Consider the following 14,767-nt stretch of genomic DNA (forward strand, 5'->3'; position numbering starts at 1 on the left):
CTCAGTCCTCGCTGTGGAGTACGCTCTGCTGCTCGAAGTATTCCAGCACCTCGAGAAAGGCCTTCGCGGCCGGTTCGAACTGGCGCTGGTCCTGCGTCTCCAAGGTGCGCTCGAAGCGCAGGATTTGATTGCCCATGTGCTCGCGGGCCTTGCCGCGCAACTGCTGGTAGAGGCGCTCGCCGCGCGCCAGCATGGTGCGATGCTCGATGCGTTCGCGCGGGTGGATCTTCAACCCGGACAGGGCGGCGAGGCTGTGCGCGATCTCCTGCTCGCTCATGGTGCCCGGGTTGCCCTCGATGACCAGGGCCAGCGTTTCCCGCGTCTTTTGGACGGTCGCCTCGACCTGCAGGATGCCGTTGGCGTCGTAGGTGAAGCGCACGTCGACGCCGCCGTCGGCGCGCGCGCCGGCCGGCAGGGGCACGTGCAGTTGGCCCAGGCGTATATTGTCGGCCACCATACGCGCCTCGCCCTGGAACACCTTGATCTCCAGACAGCGCTGGCCGTCCTGGACCGGATAGTAGCTCCTCACCCGGCTCACCGGCACCACGCTGTTGCGCTCGATGATGGGATCGAAATGGCCGTAGGAGAATGTCATCGCGTCGAGCGGCTTGCTGGTCTCGATGCCCAGCGAATAGGGCGACACATCGGTCATCACCACCTCGTCGAGGGCGGCGTCGCGCATTTTCAGGCCGGCCTGCACCGCCGCGCCGAGGGCCACCACCTCGTCTGGATTGATGTCGCAGGCCGGCAGCCGGCCGAACATCCGCGCCACCATGCGGCGCACCGCCGGCATGCGGGTGGCGCCGCCGGCGAGGACGACGTTGTCGAGTTCGCTGCTGACCAGGTTGGCGTCGCGCAGCGCCCGTTCGACCGGCTCGCGCAGCCGGGCCAGCAGGCCTTCGCAGGATTTTTCCAGCGCCGCCTCGTCGAGCTCCATGGAAAATTCCGCATCCCCGTCGGCGACGCGGATGGTCGCCCGCGGCGCATCGCTCAAGGCGCGCTTGGCCAGTTCAACCTGGGCCGCCAGGCGCTGCATGAATTGCGCGTCGTTGCGGTAGGCCGGCGCCAGTTTCTCGTGCGCGAAAAAGCGCTCGACCAGGCAGTGCACGAAGTCCTCGCCGCCGAGGAAGTTGTCGCCGGCCGAGGCGCGCACCTCCATCACGTTCTCGAACAACTCGAGCACCGAGACGTCGAAGGTGCCGCCGCCCAGGTCGAACACGAGAAATTTGCTCTCGCTGCCGCGCTGATGGATGCCGTAGGCCAGCGCCGCCGCCGTCGGCTCGTTGAGCAAGCGCTCGACGTTCAGGCCGGCCAGTTTGCCGGCGGCCCGCGTGGCCTTGCGTTGGGCGTCGGAAAAGTAGGCCGGCACCGTGATGACGGCATCCGTCACCGGCTGGCCGAGGGCGGCCTCGGCGTCCTCCTTCAAGGAGCGCAGGATCAACGCCGACAGCTCCTCCGGCCGGAAGGCGCGTTGGCCGAGCATGATCCGCTTGTCGCTGCCCATGTGGCGTTTGAACGCGGCGGCGCTCGCCGTCGGATGGGTCTGCAGTCGCTCGCGCGCGGCGCGGCCGACCAGGATGCTGCCGTCCTCGTCGACGCTGACGCAAGACGGCGTCAACACTTCACCCAAACCGTTCGGTATCAGGCGCGCCGCACCATCCTGCCAAACGGCGACCAGACTGTTGGTGGTGCCCAGGTCTATCCCGACAATCATATCGATTCCCTATGAAAAATGACGGCGCCGGAGCGTTCATCCCGGCGAATATTGCCGAGATGCATCATAACCCAGATGAATCAACATTGCGGAATTGGTCATCGCGGCGGCGGCCTGCGATACGGCGCGCCGCGTCTACCTCACAACAACCGCAGCAGCGCCGCCTTGATCACCGCCGCCGTCTTGTTGGCCGCGCCCAGCTTCTCGACGGCGTTGTTGACGTGGAAGTTCACCGTGCGCTCGGAGATGTTCATGATCTGCCCGACGTCGCCCGAGGTCTTGCCGTCGGCGGTCCAGCGCAGCACGTCGACCTCGCGCGCCGTCAGCACGACCGGCTGCTCGTTGGAGCGCTTGGCGATCAGCCGCGCCAGGCTCTCGTGGGCGGCCTGGGCCAGCCAGGACATGCGCAGCGAGTTGGCGCTGATCTCGGCGGCCGACAGGTCGTCGTCCGAGCGCGCCAGGGTCAGCATGCCGGCCACGCCCTTGGCGTCGAAGGAGGATTGGGCCCAGCCGACGCGCAGGCCGTGGGCGCGGGCGTCCTCCCAGAACTGGCGCGACGAGGTGAACAGGTCGTCCGACCAGACCAGCGGCAGCACCGAACTCATGCCGTGCGACACGGTCGGGTCGATCGCCAGATAATTCTGGCTGGCGTAGCGCTCCTGCCAGGCGCGCGAGTAATTGTTGAGCAGAACGGTCTTCGGGTTGGTCAGCGGCAGCGGCATGCGCATGCCGTAGGCGCAGTACTGGAAGCCGAGCTCCTCGGCGGTCTTCGACAGCACGGCGAACAGCTCGGTCTCGCTGCCGGCCGACAGCAGCGCCTGCATGCTGAGCTCCTGCCAGGTGGCGTTGTTGGTCTTGTGCAAATGCATCCCCCCTCCATGAAGTATCGACATGCAAGATGCAAGCCGCCGCCGGCCTGGCGCCACCTGTCAAAGTTGACAGCTGCCGGCCCGGGCGCGTTCGCGCTACGCTACAGTTGCCCAGCCTTTTCGGTATTTCCGCAGAAAGACCACGACGCCATGCTACTGACCACGCCCCTTCCCCCGCTGTCCGTCTCGGCCGACGGCTACGTGCGCCTGTCGCTGCAAGAGCTGGAAGCCATCACGCTGGGCCATCTGATCTCCTGTCTGGATGGGCAGGGCGGCGCGCGCGCCATGTCGGCCGCCGTCGCCACCGACATCACCGGCTACACCGAGTGGGTCAGCGCCGGCTGGCCGGCCATTTCGCTGGGCTGGGACTGGCAACTGCCGGCCACCGGACCCGGCGCCCGGCCGCGCCGCCTGCACGCGCCGCGCAGCAATGTCATGTTGGTCGACGATAGCAGCAGGGTTGACCATGGTCAAGCAAAAACGGCAATGTTACTTGAATTTTATGTCGACCGGCAACCGTGGCAGACCGCCACCCTGGACTATCTGAGCCGGCCGCGCCTGGTCTGAACGGCAACTTGGAGTGACTGTCAAGATTGACAGCTTACCGCTGCCCCCGCGTTCGGGTCCAATGAAGAGATCGCATCTTCAACCAATCAGGGGCAGACATGAACGTTATCTCAGGCAAAGCAGAAACTCTTTCCGCGGCACTGATGGCCGACATGGCCAGCTACCGCTACAAGGTCTTCATCGAAACGCTGGGCTGGGAACTGGAGACCCGCAACCGGCAGGAGGTCGACCAGTTCGACCACGACGACACGCTGTACGTGGTGTCGAAGGACGAGGCCGGCCACATCAACGGCTGCGCCCGCCTGCTGCCGACCAGCAGCCCGTATCTGCTGGGCGAGGTCTTCCCGCAGTTGATGAACGGCGCGCCGGTGCCCTGCAGCCCGGACGTGTGGGAGCTGTCGCGCTTCGCGGCGGTCGACTTCGAGCAGCAGGCCAGCTCGGCGCTGGACCAGTTCTCGGCCGGCTTTTCGATCCAGCTGCTGCACCAGGCCATCGCCTGCGCCAAGGCGCACGGCGCGCGCCGCCTGATCACCGTCTCGCCGATCGGCATCGAGCGCCTGCTGCGCCGTGGCGGCATCCACGCCCATCGCGCCGGTCCGCCGATGATCGTCGGCGGCCATCCGATCTTCGCCTGCTGGATCGAGCTGGGCGATGAGGCCGGCGCGTAAGGGCGCCGCCGCGCCGTGCCGCTGGCCGGGTTGGCCGGCCGCGCCCGCCGGCCCCGATCATGAAAGCCCCGCCCCCATGCTCAACGACGGCACCGTCCGCCTGACCTTCCACGCGCTGCGCGACAGCCAGGTGGTGCACCTGATCTCCGGCCTGGACGAGGACTGCCCGCCGGGCGGCGGCGACGCCGTGCTGAGCGCCATCACCGGCTACACCGAGTGGGTCAGCCAGGGCCAGCCGGCGCTGACGCTGGGCTGGGACTGGCAGATGCAGGCGGCCAGCCGGGTCGACCTGCGGCGCATCAGCGCGCCGCGCAGCAACGTGCGCCTGCTCAACGCCGCCGGCGCCGAGCTGGGCCACGAGCAGGCCTGCGCGCTGCTGCAGGACTTCATCGACGGCATCGACTGGCAGGCCCAGGCGCTGCTCTACATCGTCGCCCGCTACGCGCCCGCCGACGCGGCCAGCGCCGCCGGCCAGCGCTAGCCGCGCCGGCGCGATCCGGCCGGCGCCGGCCCTTCGCCCGCACCCGACCACGTTCCGCTCGCTCGCCCCGCTCGCTGATCCCCTCGCTCTCACCCGTCGTCCCGCCCCCTCCCGGCCGAGCGCCCGCCCGCGCCCGAGTCGGCCGCACGCCGGCCGCCGCCGGCCGCCGCCGCGCCCGGCTCGGCGCGCCGGCCGCGCTACTTCAGGTAGCGTTGGCGCAGCAGCGCCGGATCGAGCAGGTCGCGGCCCAGCACGATGCGCAGTTCGGCGCTGCCGCGCGCCTCGCCCTGCGCCGCCACGCGCAAGCCCAGCCGCGCCGCCAGCGCGCGCGCCGCCGCCTCCTGCGGCTGCTGGTACTCGATGCGGCTCGACGGCACGGCGAAATGGCGCACGTTGCTCAACCGTACCACCTGCAGCGCGTCGCCGGCGACGGTGCGCGCCAGCGCGGCGGCCATGCCGGCGACGCCGTTGCCGTTGCTGATCTCCAGCCGGGCCGGCGCCGAGGTGGCCCAGCTCCGGGGGGACAACGCGACGGACGCCAGCGTGGCGGCCGGGTCGATGTCCTCGCCGGTCAAGGCCGCCAGGCGGAAACCGACCCGCCTGTCGCTCGGCGCCGCTGCCGGCGGCGGCGCCGGCACTGCCGCTGCCGCCACCGGCGCCGCCGACGACGACACGGCGGCGCCGGCGGCCACGCGATGCACGCTGACCAGGGCCGCGCCCTCGCGCCGCACCTCGGTCTGCGCCAAGGCCGGCGGCCAGGCGGGCGGCCCCGCTGTGACGGAGCCGGTGCCGGTGGCGGCAGTGGCAGTGGCGATGGCGGATGCCGGCGGCGCGGCCGGCGCGCCGGCCGGCCCGCCGCCGCCGCCGGCCAGCAGCGCATAGTCGCGCCGGTAGTCGTGTTGGCGCAGGCTGGCCGCCTGCCGGCGCATCAGGGCGGCGCGCTCGCCCTGCCCCATGCGCTGCAGCAGTTCGCCCAGATGCTCCCAGCTGAGCGCGTTGAGCGGGTCGAGCAGGCAGGCCTGCTCGAGCGCGGCCAGCGCCGGCTCGTCGGCGCCGCTGAGGAAGTAGGCGTAGCCGAGATTTCCCCACAAGAAGGCCGCCTGCGGGCCGGCGCCGCTACTCGCACTCGTGCCGGCGCCTGCGCCAGGCGCCGGCAGCAGGGCGCGCCACAGCGCGATCGCCTCGGCGTATTCGCCGCGCCCGGCGTGCAGCACCGCCAGGCCGTTGCGCGCGTTGACGTGCGCCGGGTCGAGCTGCAGCGCGCGCCGGTAGGCCGCCAGCGCCGCCTCGTAGCGCAGCGCGCCGTGCTGCGCCCGGCCCAGCGCGTAGTAGCCGTCGGCGTCCGGCCCGGCCGCCGCCCGCTCGGGTCTGGGCGGCGCCGGCTGCGGCGCCGCCTGTTGGAAGGGTGGCGGCCGGCCCATGCCGCTGCAGGCGAACAGCATGCCGCTGGCGCAGGCCAGGCTGATCAGACGAATCGTGGTGCGCATCGCGCTTCTCCCGGTTGCGCGGCGCCGCCGCGCGGTGGTGGTGGCCCGCCGCTCAGGAGCCGGCCATGGCCGGCATCAGCACGCGCTGGATCTGAATCGCCGCCGGTCCCAGCAGCACCACCATCAGCGTCGGGAAGATGCAGAAGATCAGCGGGAACAGTAGCTTGAGGGCGACCTTGGCGGCGGCCTCCTCGGCCAGCAGGTTGCGCCGGCTGCGCAGGTTGTCCGAGTGCACCCGCAGCGAGTCGCCCATCGAGGTGCCGAAGCGTTCGGACTGGATCAACATCGCCACCAGGGTGTCGACGTCCTCCACGCCGCTGCGCAGGGCCAGGTTGCGCAGCGCCTTGTCCTTGCTGAAGCCGGCGCGCAGCTCCATCATCACCATCTGCAGCTCCTGCGCCAGCGCCAGGCTCTTGATGTGGATCTCGCCGGCCACCTTGCTCAGCGCCCGCTCCAGGGTCAGGCCGGCCTCGACGCACACCGTCAGCAGGTCCAGCGCGTCGGGCAGGTTCTCGAAGATCTCGCGCTGGCGCCGCGCCGCCGCGCTGCCCAGCACCAGGTTGGGCAGGTAGTAGCCGACGCTGGCGCCGCCGAGCAGCAGCAGCATCCAGCCGTTGCCGCCGCCGTCGCGCAGGGCGCCGCTGCCCAGCGCCGCCAGCAGGGCCGGCATGAGCAGCGCCAGCACCGTCTTGGCGGCGAAGTACAGCGTCGGCGCGTTGGCGTCGCGCCAGCCGGCGTTCATGAAGCGGGTGCGCAGCGGCGAGCGCTCCCAGCCTTCCTCCGGCAGCGACAGGCGGGTGAACGGCTGCGCCACCTTGGCGGCGCGCTCGACCCAACCGCCCTCCTGGCGCGGCGCGGCCTGGTCCGGCGCCATGAAGCCGCCCAGGCGTTCGCGCAGCGGCACCTTGGAAAAGGCCAGCATGGCCAGGCCGGCCAGGCCGGCCGCCACCACGAACACCAGCAACAGGAATGCGATTTGTGCGCCGCTCATGGCCCCTCCCCCGGTTCGAAGCGTTTGCTCAGATGCGGATGCGGATCACGCCGCGCATCCAGACGATGCCGGCCAGCATGCCGCCGGCGGCGTACCACAACAGCTTGACGCCGGCCGGATCGGTCCACAGCACGCTGATGTAGGCGTAGTTGGTCAGCGACATGACCAGCATCACCGCCAGCGGCAACAGCACCAGGATCCAGGCCGACAGGCGGCCCTCGGCCGACATCACGTGCACCTGGGCCTGCAGCTTGAGGCGCTCGCGGATCAGCCGGCTGATGTTGCCCAGCACCTCGGCCAGGTTGCCGCCCGATTCGCGCTGGATCAGCACGGCGATCACCAGGTAGCGCAGGTCGGTCAGCGGCACCCGCAGCGCCAGGCTCTGCAGCGCCTCGTTCATCGGCACGCCGTAGTTGATCTCCTCGTGGGTGGCGCGGAACTCGCCGGCGATCGGCTCGGACAACTCGTCGGCCACCATCTGCAGCACGTTGGCGAAGGAGTGGCCGGCGCGCAGCGCGCGGCCGAGGAAGTCGGCCGCCTCCGGCAGCTGCTGCTCGAGCTTGTGCAGGCGGGCGCGGCGCAGGCGGCGCGCCAGCAGATAGGGCAGCGCCGCGCCCAGCGCCGGCGCCGCCAGCGCCAGCGCCAGCGGCGGCGACCACAGCGGCGGCAGCAGCAGCCCGGCCAGCAGCAGCGCGGCCGACCAGGCCAAGAACTGCGCCACCGACCAGCGCCCGCCGGCCTGCAGCAGCAGGCGGTCGAGCAGCGCCAGCCGGGGCAGGCGGCGCAGGCGCGGCTCCAGCCAGGGGTTGGCGCTGTAGCGGCGCTGCTTGAGGATGCTGACCTTGTCGCCACCGCCGCCGCCGCGCGCCGACATCAGCCGCAGGCGCTTGGCGATGCGCCGCGCGCCGCCGCCGTGGCTGGCGCTCCACCACAGCCAGGCGCCCTCGACCAGCAGGATCACGGCGGCGAACAGCAGCACGACGAAGGCCGAAAAGACCAGGTCCACGCCGGCCCCCTATTCGAACACGCGGTCGGGGTCGAACACGCTGTCGGGCACGGCGGCGCCGAACATGCGCAGGCGCTCGGCGAAGTGCGGCCGCACGCCGGTGGCGAAGAAGCGGCCCTGCACCCGGCCGGCCGCGTCGACGCCGCTCTGCTCGAAGCGGAAGATCTCGTGCATGGCGATGACGTCGCCCTCCATGCCGGTGATCTCCTGCAGGCTGACCAGCTTGCGCGCGCCGTCGGTCAGGCGCGACACCTGCATCACCACCGTCACCGCCGAGCAGATCTGCTGGCGCGCGGCGCGCGCGCTCAGGTTGACGCCGGCCATGCCGACCATGTTCTCCAGCCGCGCCAGGGCGTCGCGCGGCGTGTTCGAGTGGATCGTCGCCAGCGAGCCCTCGTGGCCGGTGTTCATCGCCTGCAGCATGTCGAGCGCCTCGGCGCCGCGCACCTCGCCGAGGATGATGCGGTCGGGCCGCATGCGCAGCGCGTTGCGCACCAGGGCGCGCTGGTTGACCTCGCCCTTGCCCTCGATGTTGGGCGGCCGCGTCTCCAGCCGCACCACGTGCGGCTGGCGCATCTGCAGCTCGGCGGCGTCCTCGATGGTGACGATGCGCTCGTTGGCCGGGATGAAGCCCGACAGCACGTTGAGCAGCGTGGTCTTGCCGCTGCCGGTGCCGCCCGAGATCAGGATGTTGACCTTGGCGTGGCCCAGCGCCTGCAGCACCTGCACCATCGGCGGCGTCAGGCTCTTGTAGGCCAGCAGCTTGTCGATCGTCAGCGGGTTGGCGGCGAAGCGGCGGATCGACAGGATCGGCCCGTCCACCGCCAGCGGCGGGATGATGGCGTTGACGCGCGAGCCGTCGGGCAGGCGGGCGTCGACCATCGGGCTCGACTCGTCGACCCGGCGGCCGACCCGCGAGACGATCTTCTCGATGATCTTCATCAGGTGGGCGTTGTCGTGGAAGGTGACCTCGGTCAGCTCGAGCCGGCCACGGCGCTCGACGTAGACCTGGTCGAAGGTGTTGACCAGGATGTCGGAGACGTCGGCGTCGGCCAGCAGCGGCTCGAGCGGGCCGAAGCCGAGCATCTCGTGCTGGATGTCGAGCACCAGGCTGTGCCGCTCGTTCTGGTTGAGCGCGATGCGCTCATCCTCGATGATCCTTTGCACCAGCAGCGCCAGCTCGTGCTTGAACTGCTCCGGCGTGAGGCGCTTGAGGCGCTCCAGGTCGATGCGGTCGAGGATCATCTGGTGCATGCTGCGCTTGAGCTCCTGGTAGGCGGCGTGCGCCAGGCCCTGCTGGCCGCCCGGCTGGGCCCGGGCGTCGTCGGCGCCGGCCAGGCGCTCGCGCAGGCTCACGGCGTGCCCCCGCCGGCGGCGGCGCTCACAGCGCCACCTCGCCGCGGCCGAACAGGCGGTCGAACAAGCCCTTGCTCTCGGCCACCCGGCGCGCCGTCACCAGCTCGACCAGCTCGGCCAGGCTGCGCGCCACCGCGCTGCTGCGCGACAGTTGCAGCACCGGGATGCCCTGGTTGACCGAGTCGGTGGCCGACAGGTAGTCGTTCGGCACGGTGTGCACCACGTCGGCGCCGAGCGCGTGCTCGAGGTCGGCCAGGCGCAGCTTGCCGCCCTTCTCGTAGCGGTTGACGATCAGGCGGGTGCGCTCGCTGGGGTAGCCGAGCGAGCGGAAGATGTCGAGCAGGCGGCGGCCGTCGCGGATGTCGGGCAGGGCCAGCTGCAGCACCGGGTAGATGGCGTCGGCATGGTCGAGCGCGCGCAGCGAGATGGCGTCGATCTGGCGGCCGACGTCGAGCACGATGTAGTCGTAGTGCTGGCGCGCCACGCGCAAAATGGCGTCCATGTGCTCCGACTTCATCTCCACCTGGTGGGTCGGGTCGTCGGCCGCCGCCAGCACGCCGAAGTTCGACGCCACGTGCACCAGGCAGGACTCGAGGAAGGCGCCGTCCATGCGGCCGATCTGGGCGCAGATGTCGGACAAGGTCATGCCCGGCTTCTGGTCCGACACGTACAACGTGGCGTCGCCGAACTGGCCGTGCAGGTCGATCAGCAGCACCTTCTTGTCGGCCAGCGCGGCCAGGGCGTAGCCGAAGTTGGTCGACAGGAAGGTGGCGCCGCTGCCGCCCTTGCAGGAGATGAAGGCGAGCACCTTGCCGTCGCGCTGCTGGGTGACGCCGGCGGCGATTTCGATGCGGTCCATCGCCTCGTGGAAGGCGCGGTGCAGCAGCGGCAGCTGCAGCACCTCGCGCATGCCGGCGCGCATGGCGCGGATCAGCAGGTCCTGCTGCGCCTCGCGGGTGAGCAGCATGAAGGAGCTGTCCGGGTACAGCTTGCACAGGCGCTCGACCAGCTCGACCTCGTCGACCGCCAGGCCGCTGGCGTCGACGATCACCAGCTCGGGCGCTTCGGGGGTGGGCCGCTCGACCGCCTCGCGCAGGCCGTTGCGCGAGGCCACCAGCTGCACCGCCGGCATGCGCGCCGAGCCCTGCGCGGCGACCTCGGCGTGCAGCAGGCTGTCATGGCTAATCATCAACGCTTTCATTGTGCATCCTTTGTGGGTGGTGGGGTGGGGCCGGCCGTCACGGTACGGCGCCGGGCGTGTAGCCCAGCGACTCGGCCTTGAGCACGGTGGTCGACGGCGGCAGGGACAGCGGCAGCAGGCCGTCGGCGCTGAACAGCGGCGCCAGCAGGGCCACCATCGGCGTATAGGAAATGCCGTCGCAGGCGTCCGCCGCCGAGCTGGGCGCGCACAGGCGGGCGCGCACGAAGCGGATGCAGTCGGCCGCCTGCGGGTTGGCGGTGCAGTTGCGCGCGTTGGCGCCGCGCCCGGCCGGCAGGGCCGCCGCCGCGATGTCCTGTAGATTGCCGTTGACGTCGAGCGACAGGTAGCCGATCTGCACGTGGCCGTCGCCCACGTCGCCGCCCAGCGCCAGCGCGCCGGGCGTGCTGCGGAACACCGCGTTCTGGCGGATGGCGGCCAGCGCGGCGGCGTCGCCGAAGTCGGCTATGGCGGCGGCGCGGGCGGCGCGCCGGGTGACCTCCTGCGCGGTGTTCCACAGGTACACGGCGCGGGCGAACTCGAGCATGCCGAACACGAACAGGAAGAACAGCGACACGGCGAAGGCGAACTCGACCACCGTGGCGCCGCCTGCGCGGCGCGCCGGGACGGCCGGGCGCCGGGGCGGTGCGGACGGCTCAGTTCGCATAATGCACCACCGCGCCGGCGACGATGGCGGTGTCGCCGCCGAACAGGCTATCGTCGTCGCCGTTCAACTGGTCGAACATGGTCACCGACACATGCACTTGGATCAGCACCGGCGCGCCCGGAGCAGAGCCGCAGTTGAAGCCGTCGCACAGCACCGTCACCAGGCCGGCCGACAACGCCGGGCTGATATGCGCGGCGGCGGCGGCCTGGACCACCATGTGCCGCGCCACGTCGGCGGCGGCAAGGGCCTTGGCGGACGTCGTCATATCAATCACCGACACGCTGGCCAGGTAGCGCGCCGCGTCGTGTGTGGCCTTCTGCAGCGCGGTGTAGGTCCAGAACACCCGCCCCAGCACCACCACGCTGGGCGCCAGGGCCAAGCCGAAGGCGAGGATCAGCGCCAGCTCGACGGCGGCAACGCCGCGCTGCAGGCGCCCCGGCGGCACGCGCGGCCTCATTGGTACAGCTCCGCCGGGCCGCCCAGCGTCTGCTCGTCGACGACGCCGGCGAACTCGCCGCTGACGGCGGCGCCGCTGGCCGGCGCCGTCATGAAGAACTGGCCGACTGCCAGCACCTGGGCCAGCGCGTTGGCGCCGGCCGGCACCGGGCAGGACAACAGCGCGATGTTGAGCACACGGCGGTTGCGCAGCCCCGGACGGGACGGATTGGGTGCTTGGAAATTCGCCCCAATGTTGGCGAGGTACGGCCGTGTCGCCGGATACGAGACGGCGGCCGGCGCGGCCGGCACGCCGGGATACAGCGCGCCCCATCTGGTGGTTGCCAACGCCGTGTAGGGCGGTGCCGCGCTCCAGGCGACGGCGCCGGCGTAGCTCCACAGCGGGCCGTAGCTGGTGGCGGCCACGCCGGCCACCGGCGGCGCCGTGTCGGCCACGGTGGCCAGCGAGGCGGCCCCGGTCTTGGCCGCCGCCGTTTGGCCGGCCGGCGTCACGCTCATCCACCAGCCCGCCCCGCTGCCGGTGTAGGCCTTGATGTTCTTGTCGGGCGGCGCGACGGATGGCTGGCAGTTGACGCCCATGTTCAGGTCGAAGCGCGAGTTCAGCTCGGCCGCCAGCGGAAAGGCTGCCGGACCGGGCGCCACGCTGATCGAGGCGCCGCCGATGCGCGCCAGCGCCAGCGTGCCGCTGCAGACGAAGGGCGCCAGCACGGCCGGCGCCAGGTTGGCCGGCGCGCCGGCCGCGCCCGGCGGGTCGAGCGGGTTGACGTAGTAGTACACCGGCGTGGTGGCGTTCGGGTTCAGGTTCAGCAGGTTGTAGCCGACGCCGCGGCGGAAGCCGTACTCGACCAGCTCGGCGGTGGCCGGCGGGTTGAGCCGCTGCGCCGTCGCCGGCCCCATCGCGCACACCGCCAGCGGCGTCATTTTGAGCGAGGCGCGGCCGGCCACGGCGCTGGCGCCCAGCTGCGGGTCGGCGGCGGCGGGCATCAACGCGCGCATGAAGGTCAACGCGACGCCGCCCGTGGCGGCGTCGAGCTGGCTGCTGTCGACCCGGGCGAACAGCATGCCGCTCGGTGCCGCCTGCGCCGCCGCCAGCGACTGCCAGGCGCCGGCCGGGGCGAACGGCGTGCTGGCGAAGCTCAGCGCGGCGGCGTTCCATACCACGGGGGACCAGTAGCCAATTTTGTGCGCGGCGGCGACCACGGCGGCCTGCCCGGCGGCGGCGGCCACGCCGGCCGCCGTGCCGTTGAGCTGGCCGGCGGCGGCCAGCGCGGCGGCGTCGGCCAGGTTCTGCAGCTCGACCTTGCGGTTGTACAGGCGCGACAGGTCCAGCGCCAGTCCGACGAAGCCGAGCACGACGACGAGCATCAGCGCGAAGCTGATCAGCAGCGCGCCGCGCTGGCGCGGGCGGAGGCGCGGCGTGCTCATTTGCCGCCGCTCACGCCGATGGTGAAGCTGGCCGGCGCCGGTGGCTCGGTGTAGGACTTCAGATAGCGCGCCCGCACGGCGACGGCGGCCGCGCCGTCCAGGCCGGCGACCGGGTCGGGGTTTTGCCCGGCGGCCGGCTGCAGCACCTGCTGCGCCCAGGCGACCCGGTTGGCCTCGCCGAAGTGCTGGTCCCAGTCCGGCGTGGTGGCGACGCAGCCGGACAACAGGACGGCGGCGGCCAGCGCGGCGGCGGCCCGGGGACGTGGTGCAAAGCTGTGCATGGTGGCTCCTCCTTCTGGGTGGCGGCGCGTGGCGCCGGCCTCACTTCAACTCGAATCCCTGCGCCGGCGGCGGCGCGGCGGGCGCGGCCGGCGCGGCCGGGCCCTCCATGCGGCCGCCGAGGAACAGCGCGGCGCGCTCCGGCGCGGCCAGGCGGTCGGTCGGCAGCGCGTAGTTGGGTGGCAGCGGCTTGACCAGGTGGGCGGTGACGACGAACAGCAGCTCGCTGCGGTCCTGCTGGAAGTCGCTGCTGCGGAACAGCGCGCCGAGCACCGGCAGCTCGCCCAGCAGCGGCAGGGCGCGGATGTTGCTGACCTGGTTGTTCTTGATCAGGCCGCCGATGGCGAAGCTCTGGCCATCGAGCAGCTGCACCGTGGTGGCGGCACGCCGCGTGGTGATCAGCGGCAGCACGGCGCTGCCGGCGACGCCAACGGCCGAGATGCCGATGCCCTCGCGCGACAGCTCGGACACCTCGGGCGCCACCTTCAGGTTGATGCGCCCGCCGGCCAGCACGGTCGGCGTGAAGCGCAGGCCGACGCCGAACTCCTTCTCCTCCAGCGTGACCTTGTTGTTGTCCTGCGCGACGGGGATGAAGATCTTGCCGCCGGCCAGGAAGCTGCCCTCCTGGCCGCTGATGGCCATCACCGTCGGCTCGGCCAGGATGCGCACCAGGCCGTCCTGCTTCTCCGCTTGGAGGCCGACGTGGTTGCCGGCCGTCCTGCCGACGCCGACCGCGCTGCGCATCGTGTTGCTGAAGAAATTGCTCAGCAGGGTGCCGACCCAGCTGCCCGAGGCGAAGCGCAGCGAGGCGCCGCCCTCGAGCTTGTCGAGCAGGCTCTTCGACACCTCGGCGATCTTCACCTCCAGCATCACCTGCTGCGGCGCGCTGACGCTGAGCAGGTTGATGACGCGCACGCCGCCGCCGCCGGCCGGCGCGGCCGACGCCGTCTCGGCCTTGTCGCCGTCCTTGCCCTCCTTGTGCAGCTGCAGCGCCTTGGCCGGGCGCCGCACGAAGGCGCCGGCCAGCTCGAGCGCGTGGGCGACGGCGCCGGCGTCGGCCACGCTGCCGCTCAGCACCAGCGTGTCGGCCGCCGCGCTGACGCGGATGTTCCTCTCCTCCGGCAGCAGCGCCGCCAGCGCCGCCTGCAGGCCGGCGCCGTCCATCGCCACCGTCACCTCGACCACGCTGCACAGGCCGTTGCGGCCCTGCACGATCAGGTTGGTGCTGCCGACGTCGGCCCCCACCAGGTACAAGGTGTCCGACGCCACCAGCATGGCCTGCAGCACCTCGGGGTTGCCGACGCTGCGGCTGAGCACGGTGTCGGGTAGGCGCATCAGCGTCGACTTGCCCAGCGCCAGCGCCAGGCTGCCGGGCGTGGCCGCCTGGCCGGCGCAGCGCGGGCCGCCGGCGGCGCTCGGCGCCGGCCGGCCGGCGCCCTGCGCGGCCGCCGTTTGGGCCACCCCAGGGGCCGCCCCGTCCGGCGCCGCCGCCCGCGCCAAGGCCGAGGTCGGCTGCGACGCGGCCGACACGGCGGCGCCCAGCGCCGGCCACGACAACAGGCACAGCGCCGCGCCGGCCAGCCGGGCGGCGCGGCGCGCCGGC

Annotated in this window: 15 protein-coding genes; 3 read left to right on the forward strand and 12 right to left on the reverse strand. The window is 71.8% G+C overall.

The window, feature by feature from the left end:
- Position 1 precedes the first annotated feature (1 nt).
- Together BM252_RS06790 and BM252_RS06795 are read right to left on the reverse strand one after the other, a co-directional pair.
- Positions 2–1,714, reverse strand: coding sequence for an Hsp70 family protein (locus tag BM252_RS06790; protein ID WP_093385419.1), 1,713 nt, complete (start codon positions 1,712–1,714; stop codon positions 2–4).
- Between the two features lie 140 nt (positions 1,715–1,854).
- Positions 1,855–2,583: a LuxR family transcriptional regulator gene (locus BM252_RS06795; RefSeq protein ID WP_245774133.1), complete on the reverse strand. Its 729-nt coding sequence runs from the start codon at positions 2,581–2,583 to the stop codon at positions 1,855–1,857.
- Between the two features lie 150 nt (positions 2,584–2,733).
- On the opposite strand from BM252_RS06795, the gene BM252_RS06800 reads away from it, so the two are divergent.
- The 3 genes from BM252_RS06800 (at position 2,734) to BM252_RS06810 (ending at position 4,299) form a co-directional block, all read left to right on the forward strand.
- A complete protein-coding gene (locus BM252_RS06800) occupies positions 2,734–3,150 on the forward strand; it encodes a DUF4902 domain-containing protein (RefSeq protein ID WP_093385422.1) in 417 nt (138 codons plus the stop codon).
- A gap of 98 nt (positions 3,151–3,248) precedes the next feature.
- Positions 3,249–3,818 (forward strand): acyl-homoserine-lactone synthase, encoded by a 570-nt coding sequence (locus tag BM252_RS06805; RefSeq protein WP_093385425.1) that lies wholly within the window; start codon positions 3,249–3,251, stop codon positions 3,816–3,818.
- Between the two features lie 76 nt (positions 3,819–3,894).
- Positions 3,895–4,299 carry a DUF4902 domain-containing protein gene (locus BM252_RS06810; protein ID WP_174900445.1) on the forward strand — a complete coding sequence of 135 codons (405 nt, stop codon included), beginning with the start codon at positions 3,895–3,897 and terminating at the stop codon, positions 4,297–4,299.
- A 197-nt stretch (positions 4,300–4,496) separates the two neighbouring features.
- Here the strand turns inward: BM252_RS06810 and BM252_RS06815 are convergent, their stop codons facing one another.
- The 10 genes from BM252_RS06815 to BM252_RS06860 are packed head-to-tail and all read right to left on the reverse strand — an operon-like array spanning position 4,497 to position 14,694.
- Positions 4,497–5,786: a tetratricopeptide repeat protein gene (locus BM252_RS06815; protein WP_093385430.1), complete on the reverse strand. Its 1,290-nt coding sequence runs from the start codon at positions 5,784–5,786 to the stop codon at positions 4,497–4,499.
- 52 nt (positions 5,787–5,838) lie between these two features.
- Positions 5,839–6,777 (reverse strand): type II secretion system F family protein, encoded by a 939-nt coding sequence (locus BM252_RS06820; RefSeq protein ID WP_093385433.1) that lies wholly within the window; start codon positions 6,775–6,777, stop codon positions 5,839–5,841.
- A gap of 28 nt (positions 6,778–6,805) precedes the next feature.
- Positions 6,806–7,783, reverse strand: coding sequence for a type II secretion system F family protein (locus tag BM252_RS06825; protein ID WP_093385436.1), 978 nt, complete (start codon positions 7,781–7,783; stop codon positions 6,806–6,808).
- Between the two features lie 9 nt (positions 7,784–7,792).
- Complete coding sequence (locus BM252_RS06830) at positions 7,793–9,139, reverse strand: TadA family conjugal transfer-associated ATPase (RefSeq protein ID WP_093385438.1); 1,347 nt, start codon at positions 9,137–9,139, stop codon at positions 7,793–7,795.
- A 25-nt stretch (positions 9,140–9,164) separates the two neighbouring features.
- Positions 9,165–10,340: a CpaE/TadZ family protein gene (locus BM252_RS06835; protein ID WP_093385441.1), complete on the reverse strand. Its 1,176-nt coding sequence runs from the start codon at positions 10,338–10,340 to the stop codon at positions 9,165–9,167.
- Between the two features lie 37 nt (positions 10,341–10,377).
- A complete protein-coding gene (locus BM252_RS06840; protein WP_093385444.1) occupies positions 10,378–11,004 on the reverse strand; it encodes a TadE/TadG family type IV pilus assembly protein in 627 nt (208 codons plus the stop codon).
- On the reverse strand, positions 10,994–11,461 hold the full coding sequence (locus tag BM252_RS06845) for a TadE/TadG family type IV pilus assembly protein (protein ID WP_093385446.1): 468 nt from the start codon (positions 11,459–11,461) through the stop codon (positions 10,994–10,996). The genes BM252_RS06840 and BM252_RS06845 overlap by 11 nt, the downstream gene beginning before the upstream one ends.
- Positions 11,458–12,885, reverse strand: a complete 1,428-nt coding sequence (locus BM252_RS06850; RefSeq protein ID WP_093385449.1) for a pilus assembly protein TadG-related protein — start codon at positions 12,883–12,885, stop codon at positions 11,458–11,460. Before BM252_RS06850 ends, BM252_RS06845 begins: the two co-directional genes overlap by 4 nt.
- Positions 12,882–13,166: a hypothetical protein gene (locus BM252_RS06855; RefSeq protein ID WP_093385452.1), complete on the reverse strand. Its 285-nt coding sequence runs from the start codon at positions 13,164–13,166 to the stop codon at positions 12,882–12,884. The genes BM252_RS06850 and BM252_RS06855 overlap by 4 nt, the downstream gene beginning before the upstream one ends.
- Before the next feature lie 40 nt (positions 13,167–13,206).
- The gene (locus tag BM252_RS06860) at positions 13,207–14,694 is read right to left on the reverse strand and encodes a type II and III secretion system protein family protein (protein WP_425442271.1); all 1,488 of its coding nucleotides are present in this window, start codon (positions 14,692–14,694) and stop codon (positions 13,207–13,209) included.
- Positions 14,695–14,767: the final 73 nt, after the last annotated feature.

Source organism: Rugamonas rubra, assembly GCF_900114705.1.
Classification (GTDB): Bacteria; Pseudomonadota; Gammaproteobacteria; order Burkholderiales; family Burkholderiaceae_D; genus Rugamonas; species Rugamonas rubra.

Bases quoted from the DNA above. Each gene is read 5' to 3' on its own strand.
- BM252_RS06790 (WP_093385419.1), bottom strand. From the start codon at position 1,714: ATGATTGTCGGGATAGACCTGGGCACCACCAACAGTCTGGTCGCCGTT.
- BM252_RS06795 (WP_245774133.1), bottom strand. From the start codon at position 2,583: ATGCATTTGCACAAGACCAACAACGCCACCTGGCAGGAGCTCAGCATG.
- BM252_RS06800 (WP_093385422.1), top strand. From the start codon at position 2,734: ATGCTACTGACCACGCCCCTTCCCCCGCTGTCCGTCTCGGCCGACGGC.
- BM252_RS06805 (WP_093385425.1), top strand. From the start codon at position 3,249: ATGAACGTTATCTCAGGCAAAGCAGAAACTCTTTCCGCGGCACTGATG.
- BM252_RS06810 (WP_174900445.1), top strand. From the start codon at position 3,895: ATGCTCAACGACGGCACCGTCCGCCTGACCTTCCACGCGCTGCGCGAC.
- BM252_RS06815 (WP_093385430.1), bottom strand. From the start codon at position 5,786: ATGCGCACCACGATTCGTCTGATCAGCCTGGCCTGCGCCAGCGGCATG.
- BM252_RS06820 (WP_093385433.1), bottom strand. From the start codon at position 6,777: ATGAGCGGCGCACAAATCGCATTCCTGTTGCTGGTGTTCGTGGTGGCG.
- BM252_RS06835 (WP_093385441.1), bottom strand. From the start codon at position 10,340: ATGAAAGCGTTGATGATTAGCCATGACAGCCTGCTGCACGCCGAGGTC.
- BM252_RS06840 (WP_093385444.1), bottom strand. From the start codon at position 11,004: ATGCGAACTGAGCCGTCCGCACCGCCCCGGCGCCCGGCCGTCCCGGCG.
- BM252_RS06845 (WP_093385446.1), bottom strand. From the start codon at position 11,461: ATGAGGCCGCGCGTGCCGCCGGGGCGCCTGCAGCGCGGCGTTGCCGCC.
- BM252_RS06850 (WP_093385449.1), bottom strand. From the start codon at position 12,885: ATGAGCACGCCGCGCCTCCGCCCGCGCCAGCGCGGCGCGCTGCTGATC.
- BM252_RS06855 (WP_093385452.1), bottom strand. From the start codon at position 13,166: ATGCACAGCTTTGCACCACGTCCCCGGGCCGCCGCCGCGCTGGCCGCC.